The 25,239-nt window shown below is 67.6% G+C and carries 21 protein-coding genes; 7 read left to right on the top strand and 14 right to left on the bottom strand.

The features are described from left to right. Nucleotides 1-12: 12 nt before the first annotated feature. Nucleotides 13-2,664, bottom strand: a complete 2,652-nt coding sequence (locus SB816_RS01175) for a DNA topoisomerase III (protein ID WP_054485405.1) — start codon at nucleotides 2,662-2,664, stop codon at nucleotides 13-15. A gap of 62 nt (nucleotides 2,665-2,726) precedes the next feature. Here SB816_RS01175 and SB816_RS01170 point away from each other — a divergent pair, with 62 nt between their 5' ends. Continuing rightward, nucleotides 2,727-5,357, top strand: coding sequence for a GDYXXLXY domain-containing protein (locus SB816_RS01170; RefSeq protein WP_343719463.1), 2,631 nt, complete (start codon nucleotides 2,727-2,729; stop codon nucleotides 5,355-5,357). Between the two features lie 15 nt (nucleotides 5,358-5,372). On the opposite strand, the gene gluQRS is transcribed toward SB816_RS01170, so the two are convergent. The 4 genes from gluQRS to SB816_RS01150 all read right to left on the bottom strand — a co-directional run bounded on the left by gluQRS (nucleotide 5,373) and on the right by SB816_RS01150 (nucleotide 10,169). Then, complete coding sequence (gene gluQRS, locus SB816_RS01165) at nucleotides 5,373-6,254, bottom strand: tRNA glutamyl-Q(34) synthetase GluQRS (protein WP_162876607.1); 882 nt, start codon at nucleotides 6,252-6,254, stop codon at nucleotides 5,373-5,375. 99 nt (nucleotides 6,255-6,353) lie between these two features. Continuing rightward, the gene (locus SB816_RS01160; protein ID WP_054504336.1) at nucleotides 6,354-6,812 is read right to left on the bottom strand and encodes a DUF494 family protein; all 459 of its coding nucleotides are present in this window, start codon (nucleotides 6,810-6,812) and stop codon (nucleotides 6,354-6,356) included. Between the two features lie 239 nt (nucleotides 6,813-7,051). Continuing rightward, nucleotides 7,052-9,076, bottom strand: coding sequence for a TRAP transporter permease (locus SB816_RS01155; protein WP_054504389.1), 2,025 nt, complete (start codon nucleotides 9,074-9,076; stop codon nucleotides 7,052-7,054). A 133-nt stretch (nucleotides 9,077-9,209) separates the two neighbouring features. After that, nucleotides 9,210-10,169, bottom strand: coding sequence for a TAXI family TRAP transporter solute-binding subunit (locus SB816_RS01150; RefSeq protein ID WP_054504337.1), 960 nt, complete (start codon nucleotides 10,167-10,169; stop codon nucleotides 9,210-9,212). A 228-nt stretch (nucleotides 10,170-10,397) separates the two neighbouring features. Here SB816_RS01150 and SB816_RS01145 point away from each other — a divergent pair, with 228 nt between their 5' ends. Together SB816_RS01145 and SB816_RS01140 are read left to right on the top strand one after the other, a co-directional pair. Continuing rightward, on the top strand, nucleotides 10,398-11,537 hold the full coding sequence (locus SB816_RS01145; RefSeq protein ID WP_410546422.1) for a DSD1 family PLP-dependent enzyme: 1,140 nt from the start codon (nucleotides 10,398-10,400) through the stop codon (nucleotides 11,535-11,537). After that, a complete protein-coding gene (locus SB816_RS01140) occupies nucleotides 11,537-12,928 on the top strand; it encodes a hypothetical protein (protein WP_410546421.1) in 1,392 nt (463 codons plus the stop codon). Before SB816_RS01145 ends, SB816_RS01140 begins: the two co-directional genes overlap by 1 nt. Before the next feature lie 43 nt (nucleotides 12,929-12,971). Here the strand turns inward: SB816_RS01140 and SB816_RS01135 are convergent, their stop codons facing one another. The 5 genes from SB816_RS01135 to SB816_RS01115 form a co-directional block, all read right to left on the bottom strand. Beyond that, nucleotides 12,972-13,709, bottom strand: coding sequence for an amino acid ABC transporter ATP-binding protein (locus SB816_RS01135; protein ID WP_020925708.1), 738 nt, complete (start codon nucleotides 13,707-13,709; stop codon nucleotides 12,972-12,974). Further along, the gene (locus SB816_RS01130; protein ID WP_054418790.1) at nucleotides 13,690-14,346 is read right to left on the bottom strand and encodes an amino acid ABC transporter permease; all 657 of its coding nucleotides are present in this window, start codon (nucleotides 14,344-14,346) and stop codon (nucleotides 13,690-13,692) included. Before SB816_RS01130 ends, SB816_RS01135 begins: the two co-directional genes overlap by 20 nt. Next, complete coding sequence (locus SB816_RS01125; protein ID WP_006389456.1) at nucleotides 14,343-15,011, bottom strand: amino acid ABC transporter permease; 669 nt, start codon at nucleotides 15,009-15,011, stop codon at nucleotides 14,343-14,345. Before SB816_RS01125 ends, SB816_RS01130 begins: the two co-directional genes overlap by 4 nt. Before the next feature lie 28 nt (nucleotides 15,012-15,039). After that, nucleotides 15,040-15,822: a transporter substrate-binding domain-containing protein gene (locus tag SB816_RS01120; RefSeq protein ID WP_054418795.1), complete on the bottom strand. Its 783-nt coding sequence runs from the start codon at nucleotides 15,820-15,822 to the stop codon at nucleotides 15,040-15,042. A 248-nt stretch (nucleotides 15,823-16,070) separates the two neighbouring features. Beyond that, nucleotides 16,071-17,036, bottom strand: coding sequence for a Bug family tripartite tricarboxylate transporter substrate binding protein (locus tag SB816_RS01115; protein ID WP_410546420.1), 966 nt, complete (start codon nucleotides 17,034-17,036; stop codon nucleotides 16,071-16,073). A gap of 213 nt (nucleotides 17,037-17,249) precedes the next feature. Here SB816_RS01115 and SB816_RS01110 point away from each other — a divergent pair, with 213 nt between their 5' ends. Further along, the gene (locus SB816_RS01110; RefSeq protein WP_410546419.1) at nucleotides 17,250-18,443 is read left to right on the top strand and encodes an acetylornithine transaminase; all 1,194 of its coding nucleotides are present in this window, start codon (nucleotides 17,250-17,252) and stop codon (nucleotides 18,441-18,443) included. Between the two features lie 191 nt (nucleotides 18,444-18,634). On the opposite strand, the gene SB816_RS01105 is transcribed toward SB816_RS01110, so the two are convergent. From SB816_RS01105 to SB816_RS01090, 4 genes are all read right to left on the bottom strand, one after another. After that, nucleotides 18,635-20,998 (bottom strand): TonB-dependent siderophore receptor, encoded by a 2,364-nt coding sequence (locus SB816_RS01105; RefSeq protein ID WP_410546418.1) that lies wholly within the window; start codon nucleotides 20,996-20,998, stop codon nucleotides 18,635-18,637. Nucleotides 20,999-21,082: 84 nt separating this feature from the next. Next, on the bottom strand, nucleotides 21,083-22,027 hold the full coding sequence (locus SB816_RS01100; RefSeq protein WP_175189679.1) for a FecR family protein: 945 nt from the start codon (nucleotides 22,025-22,027) through the stop codon (nucleotides 21,083-21,085). Further along, nucleotides 22,024-22,524, bottom strand: coding sequence for a sigma-70 family RNA polymerase sigma factor (locus SB816_RS01095; protein ID WP_035359833.1), 501 nt, complete (start codon nucleotides 22,522-22,524; stop codon nucleotides 22,024-22,026). Before SB816_RS01095 ends, SB816_RS01100 begins: the two co-directional genes overlap by 4 nt. A gap of 99 nt (nucleotides 22,525-22,623) precedes the next feature. After that, the gene (locus SB816_RS01090; RefSeq protein ID WP_410546417.1) at nucleotides 22,624-23,580 is read right to left on the bottom strand and encodes a GlxA family transcriptional regulator; all 957 of its coding nucleotides are present in this window, start codon (nucleotides 23,578-23,580) and stop codon (nucleotides 22,624-22,626) included. A 138-nt stretch (nucleotides 23,581-23,718) separates the two neighbouring features. Between SB816_RS01090 and SB816_RS01085 the strand changes: the two genes are divergently transcribed. The 3 genes from SB816_RS01085 to SB816_RS01075 all read left to right on the top strand — a co-directional run bounded on the left by SB816_RS01085 (nucleotide 23,719) and on the right by SB816_RS01075 (nucleotide 25,011). After that, nucleotides 23,719-24,030: a DUF3817 domain-containing protein gene (locus SB816_RS01085; RefSeq protein WP_054473138.1), complete on the top strand. Its 312-nt coding sequence runs from the start codon at nucleotides 23,719-23,721 to the stop codon at nucleotides 24,028-24,030. 3 nt (nucleotides 24,031-24,033) lie between these two features. Then, nucleotides 24,034-24,462: a CopD family protein gene (locus tag SB816_RS01080; RefSeq protein WP_410546416.1), complete on the top strand. Its 429-nt coding sequence runs from the start codon at nucleotides 24,034-24,036 to the stop codon at nucleotides 24,460-24,462. A 123-nt stretch (nucleotides 24,463-24,585) separates the two neighbouring features. Further along, on the top strand, nucleotides 24,586-25,011 hold the full coding sequence (locus SB816_RS01075) for a toxin (protein ID WP_175143531.1): 426 nt from the start codon (nucleotides 24,586-24,588) through the stop codon (nucleotides 25,009-25,011). Nucleotides 25,012-25,239 lie beyond the last annotated feature (228 nt).

The raw sequence follows: 25,239 nt of genomic DNA, 5'->3' as shown, positions 1-25,239 counted from the left end.
GACCGTGGCGGCTTATGCCGCGGTCTTCTTGGGCGCGGCCTTCTTCACGGCTTTCTTGGCGGCGGTCTTGGTCGCCGTCTTGGTGGCCGTTTTCGTGGCGGTCTTGGTCGCGGTCTTCTTCACCGCGGCCTTCTTGGCCGGCGCCTTCTTCGCCGCCGTCTTGGTGGCGGCGCCGGCGGTCTTGGCCGGGGCGCGGCCGCGGCCGGGTTTCTCCGGACGCGGTTCGAACTCGAAGCCGATCTTGCCGTCGGGCTGGCGCACCAGGAACGCCTTGAACTTGCGGTTGGTGCGGCTGGACACGAAGCCGTCGAGCAGGTCGGTGCGGCCGTCGGTCAGCAGCTTTTCCATCTGCTCGCGCGAGATTTCCTGCTGCAGGATGACCTTGCCCGAGCGGAAGTCGCAGCTCTTTTCAGGGCCGACCGACTTCTCGCAGACATAGCTCATGCCGTGCTCGAACACCCGCGACTGGCACTTGGGGCAGGTGCCCACCGGCGTGTGGCCGGAGAAGTCCACTGCCTCGTTGTCGTCCTCGTCGTTCTGGCCGAAGTCGAATTCCAGCTTGTACTCGTCGCTGATGCGCAGGATGGCGGCGAACGGCCGGCCCATCTTGCTGATGAAGCCCTGCAGCGGACCGATCTCGCGCTTGGCCAGCAGTTCCTCGACTTCCGGCAGCTCGAAGGTGCGGCCGCCCGGGTGCTTGCCGATCGAGAAGTCGCAGTTGGTGCAGGCAAAGCGGCGATAGTTTTCCTTGACCACCCCGCCGCACTTGGGGCACGGCGTCTGCAGCGTGGCGTAGTCGCCGGGCACCGTGTCGCGCTCGTATTCCTTGGCGCGCTTGACGATCACCTGCGTCATCTGGGCGATCTCGCGCATGAAGGCCTGGCGGTCCAGCGCGCCCTGCTCGATCTGCTTGAGCTTGTGTTCCCATTCGCCGGTCAGCTCGGGCGAAGTCAGTTCCGACACGTCCAGGCCCGACAGCAGCGTCATCAACTGGCGCGCCTTGGCGGTCGGCACCAGGTCGCGGCCCTCGCGGCGCAGGTAGACCTCGTTGAGCAGGCCTTCGATGATGGCCGCGCGCGTGGCCGGCGTGCCCAGGCCGCGCTCGGACATGGCCTCGCGCAGTTCCTCGTCGTCCACCAGCTTGCCGGCGCCTTCCATGGCCGACAGCAGCGTGCCTTCGTTAAAGCGCGCCGGCGGCTTGGTGGTCAGGCCCACGGCTTCGACGTCCTCGGTGCGCACGGTCTCGCCGTCGCCCACCGGCACCAGGTTGGCGTCCTCGCCCTGGGCTTCCTTGCCGTACACGGCCAGCCAGCCCGGATTGACCAGCACCTTGCCGTCGGTGCGGAAGCGATGCCCCTGCACCTCGGTCATGCGGGTGGTGACGCGGTATTCGGCGGCCGGGAAGAACACGGCCAGGAAGCGCTTGAGCACCAGATCGTAGAGCTTGGCCTCGGCCTCGCTCAGGTCGTGCGGGATCTGCAGCGTCGGGATGATGGCAAAGTGATCCGACACCTTCTTGTTGTCGAAGATGCGGCGGTTCGGCTTGACCCAGTGCTGGCTGACCACGGTCTCGGCATGGCGCGACAGCCCGCCGACGGCGTTGGAGCCGCCCTTGGCCAGCGCGCGCATGGTTTCCTGCACCGTGCCGATGTAGTCCTCGGGCAGATAGCGCGAGTCGGTACGCGGGTAGGTCAGCGCCTTGTGGCGTTCGTACAGGGTCTGGGCCAGCGCCAGGGTGGTCTTGGCCGAGAAGCCGAAGCGGCCGTTGGCCTCGCGCTGCAGCGAGGTCAGGTCGTACAGGGCCGGGGACATCTGGGTCGACGGCTTGGATTCCTCGGTGACGCTGCCTGGCTGGTCGCGGCAGGCGGCCACCACGCTCTGGGCGGCGGCCTGCGACCACAGGCGCGACTCGCGCTTCTCGGGGTCGCGCTCGTCCTTCTTGAAGTCCGGGTCGATCCAGCGGCCTTCGTACAGGCCGGCGGCCGCCACGAAGGTGGCGCGCACTTCCCAGTAGTCGCGCGGCACGAAGCGGCGGATGCGTTCCTCGCGCTCGGCCACGATGGCCAGCGTGGGGGTCTGCACCCGGCCCACCGGCGTCTTGAAGAAGCCGCCGTCCTTGCTGTTGAAGGCGGTCATGGCGCGGGTGCCGTTGATGCCCACCAGCCAGTCGGCCTCGGCGCGCGAGCGGGCGGCGGCCTCCAGCGGCTTGAGCTGGCTGTCGTCGCGCAGGTTGGCGAAGGCCTCGCGGATGGCGGCCTGGGTCATGGATTGCAGCCACAGGCGCTGGATCGGCTTTTTCACGCCCGCATACTGAATGATGTAGCGGAAGATCAGTTCGCCCTCGCGCCCCGCGTCACAGGCGTTGATGATGGCATCGACGTCCTTGCGCTTGGCCAGGCGCACCAGCAGCTTGAGGCGCTCGGCGGATTTCTTGTCGGTCGGCCCGAGCTCGAATTCAGGCGGAATTACCGGCAGGTGCGTGAAGCTCCATTTCCCCTTGACCGGATCGTTGGGCGCGACCAAGCTAAGCAAATGCCCGATGCTGGACGCCAGTACGTAACGTTCGCTTTCAAAATAGTCGCCCTCGCGCGCAAAGCCTCCCAAGGCGCGTGATATATCAAGGGCCACCGAGGGCTTCTCGGCAATAATCAGCGTTTTATTCATGTGTATCCAGTGGCGGCAGTCCCGCCGTAGTAGCGCGGATAATAAGATCGGAGTTTCGCGAGATGCAAGTCGGCATTGAACGGCAAGTGGGATCGGAACTTCACGCATGGCGTCAATTCCTGGCGCGCAGCACCCTCTGGCTGGGGGTCCTGCTGCTCGGCAGCGCCGCCATCTGCTGGGTCGCGGCGAACTGGCAGGACATGACAAAAATCCAGCGCTTCGCCGGCACGCAGGGCCTGCTGGCCCTGACCGCGCTGGCGGCCGCGTGGACCGGTTTGCGCCTGCGCGCCACCCCTGGCGTGCGCCGCAGCATTCCCGGCGCGCTGCTGGCCCTGGCCGGCATCCTGCTCGGCGCCCTGCTCGCGTTATTAGGCCAAACTTACCAGACTGGCGCCGATACCTGGGAATTGTTCGCCTGGTGGGCGGTCCTGCTGCTGCCGTGGGCATTGGTGGCGGCCAGCCAGGCCGTCTGGCTGCTGTGGGCGCTGGTGACCAACGTCGCCCTGGTCCTGTGGCTGGGCGAGCGCGCCTTCGCCTGGTGGCTGATCTTCGGCGGCCCCCAGGTCGCCAGCCTGATCGTGGCTGCCTGGAACCTGCTGTTGCTGCTGGGCTGGGAACTGGCGGCGCGCCGCTGGCGCGCCAGCACCCTGATCGGACCACGGGTCCTGGCGGCGCTGGTGGTCACCCCGCTGGTGGTGGCGCTGATGTTCGGCGACTTCATGCTGCGCGGCCTGGGCTCCGTCAACAGCCTGGCCTGGATCGCCGTGACGCTGGGCCTGGGTTTCTTTTACCAGCGCGGCCGCCGTGACCTGGTCATTCTCGCCATGCTGGCGGCCGGCGCCATCTGCGTCTCGCTGCGCATCGTCGGCGAATGGCTGCTGCGGCTGGAGCCCGGCGTCTGGGCCGCCCTGCCCCTGGCGGCGCTGCTGATGGCCGAGGGCGTCTGGGCCGCGCGCTGGCTGCGCGGGCTGGCCCAGCCGCCCCGGGTCGCCGCCGCCGCGCCCGCCGACGCCGAGCCGGCCGCCGCCTCGGCGGGCAACGCGGTCGACCCCGCCGAGGCAGGCGAACCCGTCGCCCAGGTGGCGCCGCCCGCCGTGCCGCATACCGAACCGCCTTGGTATGTACAGTGCATCCTGGGCCTGAGCGCCTGGCTGGCCACGTTGCTGCTGCTGGTGTTCGTGGCCTTCTCCGGCATCATCAATTCAGAGGAAGGCGCGCTGGTGGCCGGCCTGGTGCTGTGCGCCGCCGGCGTGGCGGTGCTGCGCAGCGACGCCGGCCCGTTCTGGCGCCAGTGCGGCACGGCCATGGCCTTCGCCGGCCAGATCCTCATCATCTACGGCATGTCCAGCTCGACCTCGTTCGCCAGCGCCTGCCTGTTCGTGCTGCTGATGGCCACGGCGGTGTACGCGCTGGGGCCGGACGTGATCCTGCGCTTCCTGAGTGGCGGGCTGATCGCCCTGGCCGGCGCCGGCCTGATCTGGCGCATCCTGGCGCCCGAGCTGCTGCGCGAGGACATGATCGACTCCCTGCTGTATCTCGACATGGCCCGCGCCGCCTTCATCTGGCTGCCCATCGCCGTGACCGGCGCCTGGGCCACGGCCGTGATCCTGACCCTGGCGCACCGGCTGGGCGGCAAGCGCGGCCACGCGCTGCAACCGCTGGCCTGGGCCTTCCTGCTGTCGGTGCAGGGCATGGTGTGGCTGGCCAGCGGCCTGTCGGTGCTGCAACTGCCGGCCATGTGGCAACTGCATCCGCAGACCGCGCTGCTGGTGTGCGCGGGCGCCGTCTTGCCCGCGGCGGCCGCGATGGCGGTGCTGTGGCCGCGCCGGCATGTGCTGACCCCCGGCGTCATTTGGGGCGTGCCGATCGCCCTGCTGTTGCTGGCGCTGTTCTGGCTGCCCAGCCCCGGGGTCGGCTTCGCGCTGGCCTGGCTGCTGCTGGGTTTCGGCCTGAACCAGTTGGGCGTCACGATCTTCGGCGTACTGAGCCTGCTGGCCTACCTGGGCGTGTACTACTACCAGCTCGACGTGCCGCTGTTGCAGAAGGCGCTGTGGCTGGGCGGCGGCGCCGTGCTGCTGTTCGTGCTGCGGGTGCTGGTGTGGCTGGTGCCGCGCTTGATGCGCACCCAGGACCCGTCGCGCCGCGCGCCGCTGCCGCCGGTCTCGCCGGCCCTGCGCTGGCGCACCCTGGCGATCCTGGGCGGCCTGGCGCTGGTGCTGGTGGTGGCCAACGGCAGTATCTGGCAGCGCGAAAAGCTGCTGGCCAACGGCAAGGTGGTGATCCTGGAATTGGCGCCGGTCGACCCGCGCTCGCTGATGCAGGGCGACTACATGGCGCTCAACTTCGCCGCCGGGCGCGAAGTCACCCGGCTGCGGCTGGGCGGCGAGCGCCAGGACACGGAGGACTCCGTCATGGGCGGAGCGTCCGACGGCTACGTCATGCTGACGGGCGATTCGCGCGGCGTGTACCAGCCCGTGCGCATTCAGACCGACGCCAGGCCGCATGGCGACGGCGAAGTGCCGCTGCGCTATCGCGTGCGCGACAACCAGGTGCGCATCGTCACCAACGCCTATTTCTTCCCCGAAGGCCAGGCCAAGCGCTATGAAGTCGCCAAGTTCGGCGAACTGCGCGTGGCCGAGAACGGCGAGGCCCTGCTGGTGCGCATGCTGGGCGAGGATCTGCAGCCGTTGTAGGAGTGACAGGCCGGATCAGGGCAGCGGAAAGCGCGCGACCCAGCGCGCCGTCGCCTCACGCAGGAAGGCCGCCGTGTCCGGCGCGTCCAGCGGCGCGAATCCCAGCGCGCGCCAGGCGCCTTGCAGCGACGCCAGCGGCGCGCTCGTGTCGATGGCCGGGGCGCCGTTCTGCTTGGACAGCTTCAGGCCGCTGGCAGGGTCCAGGATCAACGGCACGTGCAGGTAGCGCACTGGCGGCAGGCCCAGCAGCCGGCCCAGCACGCGTTGGCGCGCGGTCGAACTGAGCAGGTCGGCGCCGCGCACCACGTCGGTCACGCCCTGCGCGCCATCGTCCACCACCACCGCCAGTTGATAGGCCCACAGGCCATCGGCGCGCTTCACGGCGATGTCGCCTACCGCCCGCGCCACGTCCTGCTCCTGTGGCCCCAGCCAGCGGTCCTCGAAACGCTCCACCCCTTCCGGCATGACCACGCGCCAGGCGCGCGCCTCGCGTCCCGGCGCCAGGCCGTGGCGGCAGGTGCCGGGGTATGGGCGTTCGCCGTCCGCGCCGGGCGCCGCCTGGCCGCGCAGCGCCGAATCGGCGATCTCGCGGCGGGTGCAGCCGCAGCCATAGACCAGCCCGCGGGCGGCTAGCGCGTCGAAGGCCGCCTGATAGGCGTCGCCGCGTTGCGATTGCCAGACGATGTCGCCATCCCAGCGCAGGCCCAGGGCCTCCAGTTGGCCCATGATGGTTTCGGCCGCGCCGGGCACCGTGCGCGGCGTGTCCACGTCCTCGATGCGCAGCAGCCAGCGGCCCTGGTGGGCGCGCGCATCCAGCCAACTGGCCAGCGCGGCCACCAGCGAGCCCGCGTGCAACGGGCCGCTGGGGCTGGGGGCGAAGCGGCCGGTGTAGGTCACGGGATGGCGAAGCGGAGCAAGGGGGTTGCGGCGTGGCGACGCCGCGCGCAGGAAGCGCGCGCGGCGCGGGGATACGAACGCCGGCCGGAGCCGGCGCCGTCAGTGCAGCAAGCGCACGCCGTCTTCGTCCAGCAGCTCTTCCAGGACCAGATTGTCGATCTCGGCTTCCTGGCTCCAGAGAACCATGAGGGCGATGATCTTGATCTTGGAGAGCGGCACGGGCGATTCCGGCGACGCCAGGCCCCGGTCGATGACGATCTCGCGCAAGGGCGCGGGCAGCACGCCGGCCGATTCCAGGAAGGCGATGAAGCCGATGGATTCGGAGCCGAGTTGCTGGTATTCGTTATCGGTGTAGATCCGGGTACCGGTGGCGGGGGCTTGGGCGAGATCGACGCAGCGTTCGGTGGTTTCGGCCAGGCCGTAAAGCCAGCCGAGCGCGTCATCGATGTCCTCGTGCTCGAACCCGGCGGCGGCCAGCCGTTTGGCCAGCACGTCAGCGGCGGGACAGGCTTGCGGCGTGTAGTAATTCTCGTACAGGTAAACCAGGATATCGAACATATGGCGCAGTCTTGTGCCTGTTTGCACAGTCGGCCCGCATATCGGCAGACCAGCAAACATGAATTTTACTTTACGCTGATTTATTTGCCCGGGCAACCGCCGAAAAGGCCGAGGGCGGTGGGCCGTAGTGGCCTTGCGACAGTCATGAAAACCGCGCGGAAAGGCTGACAGAATAAGGGGTTGCGCGATGCGGCCGGGGCGGACTTCCGGGGTCCGCCCCTCTTTAATGCCCCTACGCTTCAGACGGTTTTCGGCGCTGTTTCCAGTTTCAGTTGCGCTAACTGGCGGATGAACACCGGAATGCAGATGGCCAGCCCCACCAGCCCGCTGGTCAGCCCCGGCAGGATGGTCAGCAGCGCGCCCAGCGTGCACAGCCAGCGTTCCCAGCTCTTCATGCCCACCAGCATGTAGCGCGAGAACGCCGCCGACAGCAGCACCAGCCCCACCATGCAGCCGAACAGGGTCACGAAAAAGTCGTACCAGGTGAAGCCCTGCACCGAGATCAGCAGCGACGGCGAAAACACGAACACGAACGGCACGATCAGCTTGGTGATGCCCAGCCGGAACGCCGTGTTGCCGGTCTTGAACGGATCGCTGCCCGCCATGCCCGCCGCCGCGTAGGCCGCCAGCGCCACCGGCGGCGTGATGTCGGCCAGGATGCCGAAATAGAACACGAAGAAGTGCGCCGCGATCGGCTGCACCCCCAACTGCACCAGCGTCGGCGCGGCCACCGCCACCATGATCAGGTAGTTGGCGGTGGTCGGCACGCCGCAGCCCATCAGGATGCACACGATGCCCGTCATGATGAGCGCGGCGATCAGCGTCAGCGACTGCATGTTGGCGAGGCTGTCCGGAATCACCATGGCCGCGCCGCTGGCCAGCGCTTGCGAGGCCGCGATCACGATGTACGAGATCTTGAACCCCACGCCCGTCAGCGTCACCACGCCGATCACGATGCCCACCGTGCCGGCCGCCGCGCCCACCGCCAGCGCGTATTTGGCGCCGGTCTCGAAGGCCTCGTACAGATCGCGCCAGCGCAGCCGCTGGAACGGATTGAGCAGGCCGACGATGATGCAGCCCGTGATGCCGGCGAACGCCGCCAGGTACGGCGTGCGGCCGCTGGCCAGCACGCCGATCAGCAGGAACAGCGGGATCAGCGTCGGCCAGCGCATCTTGAACGACTGCTTGAGCTTCGGCATCTCGGCTTCGGTCAGCCCGCGCAGGCCCTCGCGCTTGGCCTCGAAGTGCACCTGCATGAACATGCCGAAGAAATACAGGAAGGCCGGGAAGATGCCGGCGATCGCGATCTGCTGGTATGGAATGCCCAGGAACTCGATCATCAGGAACGCCGCCGCGCCCATGATCGGCGGCGTGATCTGTCCGCCGGTGCTGCTGGCCGCCTCCACCCCCGCCGCGAAGTGGCGCGGATAGCCGATGCGGATCATCGCCGGAATGGTCAGCGAGCCCACCGTCACGGCGTTGGCCACCGACGAGCCCGACAGCATGCCGAACATGGCCGAGCCGAACACCGACACCTTGGCCGGCCCGCCGGCATAGCGTCCGGCGACCGTCGAGGCCACGTCCAGGAACAACTGGCCCAGCCCGATGCGCGTGGCCAGCACGCCGAACAGCACGAAGTGGAACACGTAGGTCGCCACCACGCCCACCGCCACGCCGTACACGCCCTGGCTGGTCAGGTACATGTGGTTGACGATCTGCGGCCAGGTGTTGCCGGCGTGCTTGAGCAGCCCGGGGAAATACGGCCCGAACATCGCATAGGCCATGAACACCAGCGCGATGATGGGCAGCGGCCAGCCCATGGCGCGGCGCGTCGCCTCCAGCAGCCCGATCAGCAGGATCGAGCCCATGAAGACGTCCATTGGCATCGGATTGCCGACGCGGAACGCCAGGTCCTCGAAGATGTAGGGGATGTACAGCACCGACAGCGCCAGCGCGATGGCGATGATCCAGTCGTACAGCGGCACGCCGCCCGGCGCATACCAGGTGGACTTCGGCTCGCGCTGGTAGTGCGACTTGGAAAAGCCGAACACCAGGAAGATCAGGCTCAGCACGAACGCCAGGTGCACGCCGCGGTGCGTGGCCTCGCGCAAGAGGCCGAAGCCGGCGGTGTAGTAGTGGAACAGCGACAGCGCGACGAGCAGCCCGGACACGAGCCAGGTGGCGGTCTGGTGCAGCGGGCGAAAGCGGATCTCGGAGTCGTACTTCTCCGCCAGTTGTTGGGTCTTCTGGTGGTCAATTTCCATGGCCTGGAATCTCGGGAAGAACACGGCGGGCAGGGCCGGACGGCCCTGCCCCTGCCACGCGACGGCGCGCGCGGATGCGTGCGGACCCACGCCGGCGCGGCAGGCCGGCGCCAACGGGTCCGCGGCGACGGGCCTACTTCAGCAGGCCGACTTCCTTGTAGAACTTCTCGGCGCCCGGATGGAACGGAATGCCCGCGCCCTTGACCGCGTTTTCCTTGGTGATGAGCTTGCCCTTGGCGTGGCCTGCGTCCAGCGTCTTGCGGGTGGCGTCGCTGTACAGCGCCTTGGTCACCTCGTACACCGTCTGCTCGGGAATCTTGGCCGACGTGACCATCTGCGCGTTGACCGAGATGGTCTTGACCTCGGGCAGGTTCTGGTAGGTGTTGGCGGCGATCACGTCGGGCGTGAAGAACTCCTGCTTGGCGCGCAGCGCGTCGATTTCCGGGCCGACCAGCGGCACCAGCTCGATATTGCCGGTGGAGGCCAGCTCGGCGATGGCGCCGGCGGGGGCGCCGCCGACGAAGAAGAACGCGTCCAGCCCGCCGTCCTTGAGCTTGTCGCCGGCCTGGTTGGGCTTGAGGTATTCGGCCTTGATGTCCTTGTCGGTCATGCCGTAGGCGCCCAGGATCAGGCGCACGTCCACCAGCGTGCCCGAGCCTGGCTCGTCCATCGACACGCGCTTGCCCTTCAGGTCGGCCACGCCCTTGATGCCGGCGCCCTTGCGCGTCACCAGGTGGATGCTTTCCGGGTACAGCGTGGAAATCAGCCGCAGGTCCTGCGCCTTGGGCTTGCCTTCGAACGTGCCGGTGCCGCTGTAGGCCCAGTACGCCACGTCCGACTGCGTAAAGCCGGCCTCGAACGAACCGCCCATGATGCCGTTGATGTTGGCGACCGAGCCATTGGAGGCGACCGCGGTGGCGATCAGCTTGCCGGGTTGCGACACGGCGTTGCCGATGATGCCGCCGACGGGATAGTAGGTGCCGGCGGTGCCGCCGGTGCCGATGCGGAAGAACTGCTGCGCCTGCGCCGTGCCGGCCGCGGCCGCCAGTGACAACGCCAGGGTCAGGGTGGTGATCCAGCTTTTCGTTTTCATGCGAGCTTCTCCAGGGAATAGATAAGGGGCATGCATTGGTGCTGCTGGGCCGTTGCGCGGCCTCGGCTCCCGCTCGGTATCGAATCGGCCCGTTGTGCGGGCGCATGGCGCGGGGCTTTATTTGTGGTGAAATTCTGGCATGGCAGCACCCCCGCGCCAATGCTTGCAAGGCTATGGTTTACCAGGGGGTCATCGCTTTCCCCGCAGTGCAGACAACGGAGTTTCCAGATGTCCCAGGAAGTCATACGCGGCATTGCGCTGCCCCCGCCCGCCCAGGCCGGCGATCCCCTGGCCAGCGTCGACACGCCCAGCCTGGTGCTGGACCTGGCCGCGTTCGAGGCCAACCTGCGCGTCATGCAGGCCTGGGCCGACCGCCACGAGGTCGCGCTGCGGCCTCACGCCAAGGCCCACAAATGCCCCGAGATCGCGCGCCGCCAACTGGCGCTGGGCGCGCGCGGCATCTGTTGCCAGAAGGTCAGCGAAGCCGTGCCGTTCGTGGCCGCCGGCATCACCGATATCCACATCAGCAACGAAGTGGTCGGCCCGGCCAAGCTGCGCCTCTTGGCCCAACTGGCGCGCGCCGCCAAGCTCAGCGTCTGTGTCGACAATGCCACCAACCTGGCGCGGATCTCGCAGGCCATGGCCGCGGCCGGCGCCGAGATCGACGTGCTGGTGGAAGTGGACGTGGGCCAGGGCCGCTGCGGCGTGTCCGACGACGCCACCGTGCTGGCGCTGGCGCAGCAGGCGCGCGACCTGCCGGGCGTGACCTTCGTCGGCCTGCAGGCCTATCACGGCTCGGTGCAGCACTTGCGCACCCGCGAAGAACGCGCCGCGGTCTGCCGCCAGGCCGCGCGCATCGCCGCGTCGTATCAACTGCTGCTGCGCGAGAGCGGCATCGCCTGCGACATCATTACCGGCGGCGGCACCGGCAGCGCCGAATTCGATGCCGCCAGCGGCGTCTACACCGAACTGCAGGCCGGTTCCTACGCCTTCATGGACGGCGACTACGGCGCCAACGAATGGGACGGCGCGCTCGCCTTCCAGAACAGCCTGTTCGTGCTGTCCACCGTGATGAGCACCCCAGCGCCGGACCGCGTCATCCTCGACGCCGGCCTGAAGTCCACCACCGCCGAATGCGGCCCGCCCGCGATCCACGGCGCCCAGGGCCTGCAATACGCCGCCATCAACGACGAACACGGCGTGGTGCGCGTGGCGCCCGACGCGCAGCCGCCGGCGCTGGGCGACACGCTGCTGCTGGTGCCGTCGCACGTCGATCCCACCTTCAACCTGCACGACGGGCTGGTGGTCTATCGCGACGGCATCGTGCAGGACATCTGGGAGATCTCGGCGCGCGGGTTCTCGCGCTGATGGCGGCCGCGCCGATCGCGATGGAGCCGTTGTCCTTCGACTGGAAGACGCCGCTGCCGGAGCTGCTGGACGGGTTGCGGCAGGCGTATGCGGCGCGCTACCCGGCCCTGGCCGCCGCGCGGCTCGATGCACTGCGCGCGGCGTTGCGCGATGACCGCGCCGACGACTTCCTGCCGCCGCTGGGCCAGGAACTGGAAGCGCAGGGGCTGGCGTTGATCGAGCAGGACGAAGACGACGACGCCATCCATCTGCTGATCGTGCCTCTGGCCGATGTTAGTGACGCGCTGGCGCGGATCGCGGCACAGGGCCGACAAGGTACGCGGCATCGGCAGGACGGCGCCCCGCAAGGCGCGCCGGCGGCATTGCCGCGCCTCGCTTCCGGTCCGCTGGCGCAGCCTGGCGATTATCTGGACATGGCGCAGTGCGTCCCGCTGGCGCCGGGCTGGGCATGCATGGCCAACCGTGACGCGGCGGCGCCGCAACTGGGGGACCTGCATGATTGGCCGGCCTTGCGCGAGGTTGGCGGCAAGTTCCAGCCGCATCGCGGCCTGCTGGCGTCGGCCGTTGCCGCCAACGGCGTCCATGCCTGGATCGAGCAAGGCCCAGACGGCATCGCCAGCACGCCCTATGCCCACCTGCTGCGCGCGCCCCGGGTCGAGGCCGCGCCGCTCAACCGTCCCGGCCTTGCGCTGCCGCCGCGCGCGGCGCAGGCGCAGCGCCGCACGCCCGAATTCAGCCTGGGCTTCGCGGGCGACGACCTGCTGCTGGTGGATCGCAGCATGGTGTTCGTGTACCGGGGCTTTGCCGCGCAGGACGAAGCGGTCGCCATCGAGCCGGCACTGCTGTACACCGCGCCGCCGCAGCGCCGCCCCGTCAGCGACCGCTCGGCGGTGATTCAGACGCCCGACGGCCGTGCCTGCGTGCTGTGCCGTGGCCGGCTTCTGCGGTGGCGCGACGGCCAGTTGCATCCCCTGGCATTGGGCCCTGCCGACGCGGCATCGGGGGATCTCTCGCATCCCGTCGCCTGCGGCAGCGGCGCCATCGCCTGGCTGGAAGACGACGCGCTTTGCCATGCGGACCTGGACGCCCTTGCCGTCAGCCGCCATGCGCCGCAACAGATGCCCGCCGGCGGCATGATCCTGCAGTCCCTGCCGCAAGGCTGGCTGCTGCTGGGCCACTGGCATGCGCCGCACCGCAGCCTGGACCTGGGCCAGTTGTGGCATCCCGATTCCGGCCAGGTCCTGCGCATCCGCCACGGCGCGCTCGATCTGGACAGCGGCATCCAGCGCGCGTGGATTTTGCCGGATGGCGGGGTGGTCGTCGGGGGGCAACTGCGTCACGTGCGCCTGGGTCGCTTCGACGCATTGTTGGGCCGATTGCCAGCCGCTTGACCCTCGGCGGCCGGGCCATGGCCACCGCCAGGATCCACGCGCCCTATCCGGCCAGGTCCGTCATCCCCAGGAACTGCCGCAGCTCCGGCGTGGCCGGCGCGGTGAACAATTCCTCCGGCGGCCCGATCTCGTGCACGCGCCCCTGGTGCATGAACACCACGCGGTCGCACACCTCGCGCGCAAAGCGCATCTCGTGCGTCACCATCAGCAGCGTCATGCCGTCGGCGGCCAGCTCGCGCACCACCGCCAGCACCTCGTTGACCAGCTCCGGGTCCAGCGCCGACGTGATCTCGTCGCACAGCAGCGCCAGGGGCTGCATCGCCAGGGCGCGCGCGATCGCCACGCGCTGCTGCTGCCCGCCCGACAACTCCTCGGGCCAGGCGTCGAACTTGTGTTCCAGCCCCACCCGCGTCAGCATCGCCCGCGCCAGGTCGGCGGCCTGGTCCTGCGGCATGCGCTTGGCCACCATCGGCGACAGCATCACGTTGCGCCCCACCGTCAGGTGCGGGAACAGGTTGAACTGCTGGAAGATCATGCCCACTTTCAGCCGCAGCGCGCGCAACCGCAACTCGTCGTCGCCCAGTTGCGCGTCCGCCACCATGATGGCGCCGCTGTCGATCTGCTCCAGCCCGTTCACGCATCGCAGCAGCGTGCTCTTGCCGGAACCGCTTTTGCCGATGATGGCGATGACCTCGCCGGGCTCGACGCGCAACGTCACCCCTTTCAGGACTTCGTTGTCGCCGAACTTCTTGCGGACGTCTTCAAGGGCGATGAGGGGCATGCAACTTCCTTTCCAGCAGCAGGCTGAGGCGCGACAGGGGCCAGCACAGCGCGAAATAGATCAGCGCGGCGCAGGCATAGACAGTGAAGGGGCTGAAGGTGGCGTTGGTGATCACCGTGCTGGCCTTGGACAGCTCCGTGAAACCGATGATGGAGGTCAGCGCCGTGCTCTTGACGATCTGCACCGCGAAACCGACGGTCGGCGCCACCGCGATGCGCAGCGCCTGCGGCAGCACCACGTAGCGCATTTGCTGCACGTAGCCCAGCGCCAGGCTGGCCGAAGCTTCCCACTGGCCTTTCGGAATCGCTTCCACGCAGCCGCGCCAGATCTCGGCCAGGAACGCGCCCGACCACAGCGTCAGCGCCGCGCCCGCGGCCAGCCACGGCGGCACCTCGACCCCGGCCAGCGACAAGCCGAAGAACGCCAGGAACAACTGCATCAGCAGCGGCGTGCCCTGGAACAGTTCGATATATGCCCAGCTCACGCGCCGCAGCAGCGCCACGCGCGAGGTTCGCATCATCAGCGCCAGCCCGCCCATCAGCGCGCCGCCAGCAAACGCCACCAGCGACAGCACGACGGTCCAGCGCGCCGCCAGCAGCAGGTTGCGGACAATGTCCCAGGTGGTGAACTCGATCATCGCGCCGCCTTGCGGAACAACCGCCTGCCCGTCATGCGCAGCAACTGGCGCAACAACACCGCCAGCACCAGATAGATGCCGGTGGTCACGAAATACACCTCGAACGCGCGGAAATTGCGCGACTGGATGAAATTGGCCGCGAACGTCAGGTCCTCGGCCGCGATCTGCGAGCACACCGCGGACCCCAGCATCACGATCACGATCTGCGACGACAGCGCCGGCCAGATGCGCGCCAGCGCGGGTTTCAGCACCACATGGCGGAACACCTGCAAGCGCGTCATCGCCAGACTGGCGCCGGCCTCGTACTGGCCCTTGGGCGTGGCGTCGATGCCGGCGCGGATGATCTCGGCGCTGTAGGCGCCCAGGTTCAGCGCCATCGCCAGGCAGGCCGCCTGCATCTCGCTGAACTGCACGCCCAGCGACGGCAGCCCGAAGAACACGAAAAACAACTGAATCAGGAACGGCGTGTTGCGCACCACCTCCACATAGGCGGTGACCGGCGCGCGCAGCCAGCGCGGCCCCTGCGTGCGGGCCCAGGCGCAGGCGATGCCCAGCGCCACGCCCGCCACCGCGCCAAACGCGATCAGCTCGACCGTCACGCCAATGCCCTTGATGAGCACCGGCGTGTAGTCGAACACGGAAGCGAAGTCGAATTGATAAGCCATGAACAGCGCTCCGGCGCGCGCGCCTGCCTTACAGATCCTTGGGCAGATCGGCGCCCAGCCACTTCTTGGAGATCGCCGTCAGCGAGCCGTCGCGCTTGGCGTTGGCCAGGATCTCGTTGACCTTGGCGCGCAGCTTCGGCTCGTCCTTGTTCAGGCCGATATAGCAGGGCGAATCCTTGATCAGGAACTTGGTCTCCGGCTTCTTCGGCGGGTTGCGCGCCAGGATCGCGGCCGCCACCACGTTACCCGTGGCGATCAGCGGCACCTGGCCCGACAGAAAGGCGGTGATGGTGCCGTTGTTGTCTTCATAGCGCTTGAGCGTGGCCGTGGGCGGCGCGATCTTGGTCAGCTCGATGTCCTCGACCGCGCCGCGCGTCACGCCGATGGTCTTGCCCGCCAGGTCGGCGGCCGACGCCACCTTCACATCGGCCGGGCCGAACACGCCGTTGAAGAACGGCGCATACGCGTCGGAGAAATCGATCGCCTTCTCGCGCTCGGGGTTCTTGCCCAGGCTGGAGATCACCAGATCCACCTTGCGGGTCTGCAGGTACGGCACGCGGTTGGCGCTGGTCACCGGCACCAGCTCCAGCTTCACGCCCAGTTGCTTGGCGATCAGCGCGGCCGTGTCGATGTCATAGCCCAGCGGCTTCATGTCGGCGCCGACCGAGCCGAACGGCGGGAAGTCCTGCGGCACCGCGACCTTGAGGGTGCCGCGCTTGACGATATCGTCCAGGGTGTCGGCATGCGTGAGCGGCGCGGCCAGCAGCGTGGCGGCGGTGCAGAGGGACAGCAACAGGGTTCTACGGTTCATGAGGAACTCTCCAGGGCGCGCCGCCCCGGGAGCGGGGTCGAGCGTTGCACACCAATTCGGTATACAAAACTGGAAAAGCAAGTTCCGTGCCATTTTGCGGCGCCGTGGCGCGCGCCTATTGCTCCTCGCTCATCGCACCGGGATGGTGCATCATGCGCCGTTGCGGCGCATGCGTGGCACCGGATCGGCACCACGGCGAGCGCCGGGGCGGGAACAGCCCCCCGCCACCGGCTCCTGCGGGACAGTCGTCAGTCCACCTGCGCGCCCGACTGCTTGACCGCCTTGCCCCACTTGTCGACCTCGCCGACGATGAACGCGCCGGTGGCCTCGGGCTTCATCGGCATCGGCTCCGCGCCGCGATCACGGAAGAACTTCTGCATCTCCGGCGTGCCCAGCACGTGGCCGATCTGCTGGCTCAGGTAGTTGGTAATGGCCGGCGGCGTGTCACGCGGCGCCAGCACCGCCGCCCAGCCGATCGCCTCGAAACCCGGATAACCGCTCTCGGCCACCGTCGGCACGTCCGGCAGTTGCGGCAGGCGCTTGGCCGTCGTCACCGCCAGCGCCACCGCCTTCTTGCTCTGCACGTGCGGCAGCCCCGCCGTCACCGAATCCACCATCAGCGGCACCTGGTGCCCCAGGAAATCCGCCTGCGCCGGGCCGCTGCCCTTGTACGGAATATGGCGGATGTCGATATTGGCCGCCGCCTTGAACATCTCGGCCGACAGATGCTGCGTGCCGCCGATGCCGGCGCTGGCATACGCCAGCTCGCCCGGATTGGCGCGCGCCTGCTTGACCAACTGCTGCAGCGACGTGATGCCCGAAGCCGGCGTCGCCAGGAACATCAGCGGCACCGAGAACACCCCCGACACCGGCGCGAAATCCTTGGTCAGGCTGTAGTTGATGGTCTTGTACAGCGTCTGGTTCACCGCCGCGGCCGAGCCCGCGATCACCAGCGTGTAACCGTCCGGCGTCGCGCGCGCGGCCTGCTCCATGCCGATATTGCTGCCGGCGCCGGCGCGGTTCTCCACCACGATCGGTTGTTTGACGGCCGTGCCCAGCTTCTCGGCCAGCGCGCGGGCGAAGATATCGGTGGCCTGCCCCGGCGGGAACGGCACGACCAGGCGGATGGGACGGTCGGGATACTCGGCATGCGCGGCCGTCGCGGCCGCCGCCAGCACCAGGCCGGCGGCAAGACTGGAAAGAATTCGTGTCATGATCGGTCAGTAAAAAGCGACAAAGCGCGGCGTCCGGCGCCGGCCCTGTTGCATAAAATAGAGAGCCCCGCGCAAGCGGCCCTTTTGGGGCGGCCGTGGGGCGGATCGGCTGGGGGTGCGTCACGATAGCATTCCCCCGCCGGTGCTAAATTCGGCATTTAGCGTTTCCCCTTCTTTTTCAACCCCTGTTCTCTCCTTTCAGCAGGAACCGCCATGGAATTCAGCCAGTACAACGTCAACGCCCTCATGGAGATCACCTCCCGCCCGGACCTCGTGTTCGTGCGCGGCCAGGGGGCCTGGCTGGAGGATCACGCGGGCAAGCGATACCTGGACTTCGTCCAGGGCTGGGCCGTCAACACCCTGGGCCACAGCGCCCCGGAAATGCAGAAGGCCCTGCTGGACCAGTCCAAGCTGCTGATGAACCCGTCGCCGGCGTTCTACAACCTGCCCTCCATCGAACTGGCCACCCGCCTGACCGGCGCCTCGGTCTTCGACCGCGTCTTCTTCGCCAACAGCGGCGGCGAAGCCAACGAAGGCGCCATCAAGCTGGCGCGCAAATGGGGCCAGGTCAACAAGAAGGGCGCCTACAAGATCATCACCATGAACCACGGCTTCCACGGCCGCACCCTGGCCACGATGTCCGCGTCCGGCAAGCCGGGCTGGGACAAGATGTTCGCGCCGCAGGTGGAAGGCTTCCCGAAGGCCGAGATCAATGATCTGGAATCGGTGCGCAAGCTGATCGACGATCAGACCGTCGCCATCATGCTCGAACCCGTCCAGGGCGAAGCCGGCGTCATCCCGGCGACGAAGGAATTCATGCAGGGCCTGCGCAAGCTGGCCGATGAGCACAAGCTGTTGTTCATTGTGGATGAAGTGCAGACGGGGATGGGCCGTACCGGCACCCTGTTCGCCTACCAGCAATCCGACGTGGTGCCGGACATCATGACGCTGGCCAAAGGGATTGGTGGTGGCGTGCCGCTGGCTGCTTTGTTGGCCCGTCAGGAAGTCTGCGTGTTCTCGCATGGGGACCAGGGTGGTACGTATAACGGGAATCCGTTGATGGCGGCTGTCGGCGTCGCGGTGTTCGACGCCCTGGCTGCTCCGGGCTTTATGGAGTCGGTCAATGCGCGTGCCAAGCAACTGTCCGAAGGCCTGCTGGCTTTGTCGGCCAAGTATAGGATGAAGGGCGAGCGCGGGATGGGGTTGCTGCGTGCGCTGGTGATGGATCGGGATGATGGTCCGGCGATCGTCGAGGCTGCGCGGAATCTGACGCCGAATGGGCTGCTGCTGAATGCGCCGCGGGGGAATTTGCTGCGGTTTATGCCGGCGTTGAATGTGACGGCTGAAGAAATCGATACGATGCTTACGCAGTTGGATGGGTTGATTGCGCAGGTGCGCAAGGCTTGATGGAAGCGATTCGTTAAGCCATGAAGATAAGGGCCGCGTTTGCGGCCCTTATCTTTTCCATCCTGTTTACGTACTTATTCGTGTAAGGCTTCTGCCAATATCGCGGCATTCAATTCAAGGTCGGGTCCTGGATTCTCCGCCAGATGCGCGTTATCTGCGCTGGACCGTAACCGACGGCTCATGGCCAAACCCTAAAACGTGTATTTCGCCGTCAACAAGAACGACCGCGGCGCGCCGAAGTGATTGTTGTCCTGGGTGCTTCCGATCGCCTGGTAGTAATACTTGTCGAACAGGTTGTACACGTTCAGGCGCAGATCCAGGTTCGGCGTGGCCCGATACGCCACCACGGCATCCCAGATGCTATACCCGGGCTGGCGCACGTTATACGCGGGCAAGCTGATCGCGCTTTGCACGCGCACCGCTCCGCCCACGCGCCACGCATTCAGTGAGCCGGGCAAGGTGTACATGGTCGAGAGCTTGAACAGATGGCGCGGAGTCTGCGTATCGTAGGCCGCGCCCGCCCGGAGGTTGCCCGAATCCTCCAGGTATTTCGACTGGTTGTACGTATAGCCGGCCGACACCTGCCAGCCCGGCGTGATCGCGCCCGCTACTTCGAATTCGACGCCCCGGCTCTGCACCTTGCCAGACGGCGCATAGCACTCGATCACCCCCGGGCTGCACATGGACGTTTCCAGCGCGACGGGACGGTTGCGCTGGCGAATCTGGAACACCGCGGCGCTGGCGTTGAGCCGCCCGCCGAAATATTCGCCCTTGATCCCCGCTTCCAGATTGGTGCCGATGACCGGGTCCAGCGGCGCGCCACCCGTCGACTGATTGCTCTGAGGCTGGAACACGCTGGTCCAGCTGGTGTAGACGGTGTGTTGGCGGTCCAGGTCATAGATCAGGCCCGCGTAGGGCGTCAACTCGTGCTTGACCTTGTAGTCCGCCGGCGGGCTGACGTAATCGCCCGACTTCAGCTGCATGTCGTACTCATACCAGTCCAGCCGCGCGCCCAGCATCAGCGTCAGCGGGTCGGCCAGGCTCAGGCGGGTGGTGGCGTAGCCGCTGACCTGGCGCTGGTATCCCTTGCGCGACCACGGGTAGACGAACGCGGGCTTCTCGACGGCGCTGGAATTCCAGTGTTCCGGGTCGACCGTCATGTTGTAGTCCAACGGCCAGCCGCCAGGGCCGTCATTGTCCTTGTTCTTCAGGAAGCTGCCGCCCAGCACCAGCTCATGCGTGCGCCCCAGCAGCCTGAACGGGCCGCTAAGATAACCGTCCACGCTGTACTGGGTCTTGTCATAGGCATACTGGCCCAGCCCCTGCCCGAAGAGCGTCGAGTCTTCCAGGGGGTACAGATAGCTGCCCAGCATATTCATCTTGGCGCGCAGCGTGCGGGCGGTCAGCTTGCCGGACCAGCCGTTCTCGAAACGGTGGTCGAGCTCGGCGAAGAAGCTGGTGTTCTCCTTGTTCCAATAGGCCCAATCCGGCGACAGGCGGGTCGAGCGTTTGAAGTCATAGAAGCTGCCGTCCCGGCGCGTCGGCAGGCCATTCCAATCCGCGCCCGGATTGTCCTCGCGGTTGTAGTAGCCGCCGATGCTGAGCGTGGTGCTGGCCGTGATGTCGGCTTCGATCGTGCCGTAGAAAAGCTGGCGCTGGTGCTCGTAGGCCTTCTTGAAGGTGTTCGAATCTTGATAGGCCACCACGCCCCGGGCGCGCAAGGTGCCGCTCTGGTTCAGCGGGCCCGAGCCGTCGACCTCGCCCCGGTAATTGTCCCAGCTTCCCGCGCTGGTCGTCACCGAGAACTGCGGCACCGCCGTGGCGCGCTTGCGCACCAGGTTGATCGTGCCCGAGGGATTGCCGGCCCCCGTCATCATGCCGGCCGCGCCGCGCAGCACCTCGATGTGATCGTACATGGCCAGCGTGGCCACACCCTGCGTGTCGTAGTCGTAGCCCAGCGGAACCCCGTCGGCCAGGAACGAACTGATCTCGAAGCCGCGAGAGAAGAACTGCGTGCGTTCACCGCCGCCGATCTGGCGCGTCGTCAGCCCCGTCGTATCGCGGGCAACGTCGTCCAGCGACTGATAGCCCCGGTCTTCGATCTGCTGGCGCGTCACCACGCTGACCGACTGCGGCGTCTCGCGCGGGGACAGCGCGAACTTGGTGGCCGTGGACATGACCGGCGTGGTGTAGGAATGGGTCCCCTCGGTCACCCCCAACGTGGCCGCTTCCACCGTCACCGGCGCCAGCGTCGTCGCGCTGGCCGGGGCCACCGTCAGGCTGCCATCCGGCGTGCGCCGCAATTCCAGTCCGCTGCCGGCCAGCGCGCGGGCAGTGGCTTCCTCCACTGACAACTGGCCGGAGACGGCGGGGGCGGACTTGCCCGCCACCAGATCGGCCCGAAACGAGATCACCGCGCCCGCTATGCGGGCGATCTGGGTCAGCGCCACATCCAGCCGGCCGGCGGGCAAGTCGTATTGACGCAGCGCCTGGGCATGGGCGGTGCTGGCGGCGGCTACGATGACGCAGGCGGCCGGAAACCTCAGGGAAAGCATGGAACACTCCGTGGATGCGTGAGCACGCGTTCCATGTATGTGCATCGGCGCCATCAAAAAAACACCTGGCGCGAAAAAAAAATTTCAAGCCAGGTCGATCATCACGTACCAACGGCTCAGCCGCTGCAACCGGATCGGCAAGGTATTCCTGAGCGCCTCCAGCGCCCGCTCGCCGTCGTCCAGCGGAAACAGCCCCGTCACGCGCAGCCGCGAAGCCTGCGGCGATATCCGCAGCCAGCCGGGCTGATAGCGGGCCAGCGCATCCACCACGGTCTGCAGCGGCTCATCATGGACTTCAAGCTCGCCGTTCTGCCAGGCGGCGGTGTGCTCCTGGCCGTTTTGTACCGTTTCGACCTGCCGCGCATCGAACCAGACGCCCTGCCCCGGCGCTAACGGCTGGCGCACGCCTTTCTGCGTGGTGACCTCGGCGGCCCCGCTCAAGGCCAGGCAGAAGCTGCGCTCGGCGCCACAGCGCACCATGGCGCTCCCCGAGGCAAGCCGGACCTCGCCTTGCGGCAGCCGCACTTGCAGTCCCTGGCTGCCCCGCAACTCAAAAATCGCCGCGCCGGCCGATACCCGCACGACATGCTGCGCTTCCCACGACGCCGCGCTGCGCGCATCCAGCGCCATCACATTGCCATCCGGCAAGTCCACGCGCCGGCGTTCGCCGGTGCGGGTCACATAGCCCGCTGTCAGATACTGCAACGGCACATAGCGATCCGCCACACCTGCGCCCAGCAGCAACGCCCCGCCCGCCAGCGCCAGCTTCCCCAGCCGGCGGCGCTGCGCAAGCTGTGGCCTCACCAGTGAACGCCGCAGCGCATCGCCATCGGCCAGCAGCCCCGGCCGCAACGCGTGCACCATGCCATCGAGCGCCGCGTTCAGCCGCTGCCAGGCCGCGCCATGGCTCGGGCTCTCCGCCAGCCACAGCTCAAACGCCGCGCGGTCCGCATCGTTGGCCTGCCCGCTGGTCAGACAGACCTGCCACTCAATCGCCGCCGCGCGGGCGCGCGCGTCCAAGGCCGTCATAGCCCAAACACCTCGCAGCAACGGCGCAAAGCCTGCATGATGTACTTGCGCACCATGGTCGGCGATACGTCCAGGCGCGCGGCGATCTCCACATGGGTCATGCCATCGAGCTGGCTATACAGAAACGCCATCCTGGCCTTGGAGGACAGCCCGTCCAGCGCCGTGTCGAGCCTCTGCAACGAGTGCAACGTCTGTACCCGTTCCTCGGCCGACGGCTCCAGCGGTTCCGGCTGCAAGCGCAACATCTCCAGCCAGGCTTGCTCCAGCTCGCGCCGCCGCCACAGCCGCCAAGTAATGCGCCGGGCGATCGTGATCAGCATCGCCCGCGGCTCGTTCAATTGATCCAGCGCGGGCAGGCAGAGGAGTTGCGTGAAGGTTTCACCGGCGACATCCTCGGCGTCTTCGCGATTGCGCAATCCATTGCGCAGCCGCCGCTCCAGCCAGGGATGGTCGTTCTTGTAAATGGTGGAAAACCGGCTATCGCGTGTCGAGTCCACGGCTTGCGCTATGAATTAATGGGAATCGTTATCAATTATCGCATGGCGGGCGCGGCCGGTTCCAGCCCATTGGAGCCCATCCAGCTGCGTCAGCCGCTCTCACCCCGCCCGCCGGAACGCCCGTCGATACCCCATCGGGCTCGTCCCCACGATCCCCGTGAAATGCTCCCGCAGCGACACCGCTGACCCGAACCCCACCTCCATCGCCACCCGTTCCACCGGCAGGTCCGTCGTCTCCAGCATTCCGCGAGCACGATTCACCCTCGCCTGGATCACCCATTGCAGCGGACTCACCCCCAGCAGTTCCTGAAACCGCCGGTTCAGGGTGCGCACGCTGACCGCGGCCTGGGCGGCCAGCGCGGCGACGGTCAGGTTCTCGGCCAGTCGGTGTTCGATCCAGTGCAGCAGCGGCGTCAGGTCGGTGTGCGAGGCCGGCGTGGGCCGGACGATGAATTGCGCCTGGCCGCCGGCGCGTTCCAGCGGCACGACGGCCAGGCGGGCGCTGTTGGCGGCGACGGCGGCGCCGTGGTCGCGCTTGATCATGTGCAGGCACAGGTCCATGCCGGCGGCGGCGCCGGCGGAGGTCAGGACCTGGCCGTTGTCGACGAAGAGGACGTTGGGGTTGACGTCGATGGCGGGGTAGCGGCGCGCGAGCAGGCTGGCGGCTTTCCAGTGGGTGGTGGCTTTGAGGCCGTCGAGGATGCCGCTGGCGGCCAGGACGAAGGCGCCGGTGCAGATGGAGGCGATGCGGGCGCCCCGGGCGTGGGCGTGGCGGATCAGGTCGAGGATGTCGTCCGGGACGCTGTCGGCAGGGTCCGCCAGGCCGGGGATGACGAGGGTGTCGGCGCCGCGCGCGGCGTCCAGGCGGTGGCGGATGTGCAGGTCGTAGGCGTGGGTGCGGACGCGGGGTTTGCCGGCGTGGACCTGCACGGCGTAGGGGCGGCGGCCGTCGAGGGTTTCGGCGAGCTGGAAGATTTCGCAGGGGATGGACAGGTCGCCCGCGACGAGGCCGTCGAAGGCGAGCACGGCGACGCGGTGCGGGGTGGGCGGGGGCATGGGGCTGGGGCCTCGGGACGGGTCGGGCGGACGGCGGCGCACGGTTGGCGGATTTCTTTCGAAGATTGGCATTTTGGCCAATGGCTGGCGATTGCGCCAGCCCGGACAATGCCGCTCATCCTGTTGCGAGACGCTGCCATGCCGCTGAAAGACTCCGATGCTTCGACCCCTGCTCTCTTCAAGTGGGCGGCCATGCTGGAAGGCGTGACGCTGTTGGCGCTGCTGGGCATCGCGGTGCCGTTGAAGCATCTGGCCGGGATGCCCCAAGGGGTGTCGTGGGTGGGGCCGGTGCATGGGGTGGCGTTCATGGTCTATATCGCGCTGGCGTGCAATGTGGCGTCGGCGCAGGGCTGGCCGCGCCAGCGGCTGGTGTGGACGTTGGTGGCGACGCTGGTGCCGTTTGGCGGCTTCGTGATCGCGCGTTCGCTGCGCCGCGCGCGGGAGGCGTGAGCGATGGCGTATCTGCTGATCAAGTCGCTGCATCTGGCGCTGATGCTGTTCTGGGTGGCGGGGATGGTGGTGCAGGCGTTCGTGCTGGCGGCGGCCGACAAGCTGCCGGGGCCGGCCTTGCCGCAGGAGCTGGCGCGCCTGCGGCTGCTGCGCAAGTGGGAACGGCTGCTGACCTCGCCGGCGATGGTGGGCGCGTTGGCAAGCGGCGTGTATCTGGCGACGAGCGCGGGCTGGTTTGGCAGCGGGTGGCTGTCGGTGAAGCTGGCGTTGGTGCTGTTGCTGGCGGCGGTGCACGGGATGCAGGCGGGACGGCTGCGGCGGCTGGCGGAGGTGGCGGGTGAGGTCACCGAGGCGAGACCTATGCGGCTGATGCCGGTGGTGCTGGCCGCGCCGGTGCTGATCATTCTGCTGGTGGTGATGAAGCCGTTCTGACCTCCACCGTGAAGCGCAGTCATTCGCTTCGTCCGAAACCCACGGCCTGCACGCGCATGGATACGTTGAAGCCCTTCAAAATGGGTTTCAGTCTATCCACGATAGTGATACGCGTGCATTGCCATGAATGCCCTGTTTGTCGAACGGCCCGAGTTCTCGCGCGACCGCGAGAGGTTCCTGGACGATGACGCATTTCGCGCGCTGCAATGCATGATGCTGAAAATGCCGGAGGCGGGCGTGGTGCTCGAAGGCACGGGCGGACTGCGCAAGCTGCGCTACGCCGATCCTCACCGCAGCCGGGGCAAGCGCAGCGGCCTGCGGGTGATCTATTACTGGTGCGATGCCGAACGGCAATTCTGGCTGTTCCGGCTGTACGTCAAGGTGGACGTGGACGAAGACACCGTCGGCCGCCGTAGGGTGTCAGGCAAGCAACTGGCGCGGGCGCTGGCCAAGCCGGGGCGGTCCCTTGAGGCCACGACACGGCAATCACGCAAGCGTTCGTCGCATTATCGGGCGCCGAAGCATTCGGCGAAGGTGGGCCTGGACTGAACGGATGGAAGGCACTGCGCGAGGCCGGCGCGGGGCTTTCGATCCCATCCACCGTGATTGCCGCCGATGCGCGGACTACCCACACAACACGTCATTCATCCGATTTTCGCGCGTGTCACGCTGAATCTCGGATCGTTCCTACGTCTTGCACGAACGGGGCACGGCTAAAAGTGAAGCCCTGCATGGCGCTTCGCGAAACGCGCAATTGCCGATCGCAGATAGCGCTGG

The organism is Achromobacter sp. SIMBA_011, from assembly GCF_046535435.1.
Taxonomy (GTDB): Bacteria; Pseudomonadota; Gammaproteobacteria; order Burkholderiales; family Burkholderiaceae_B; genus Achromobacter; species Achromobacter dolens.
The sequence above is the reverse complement of the archived record's forward strand: the minus strand, read 5'-3'. Positions and strand labels throughout refer to the sequence as shown.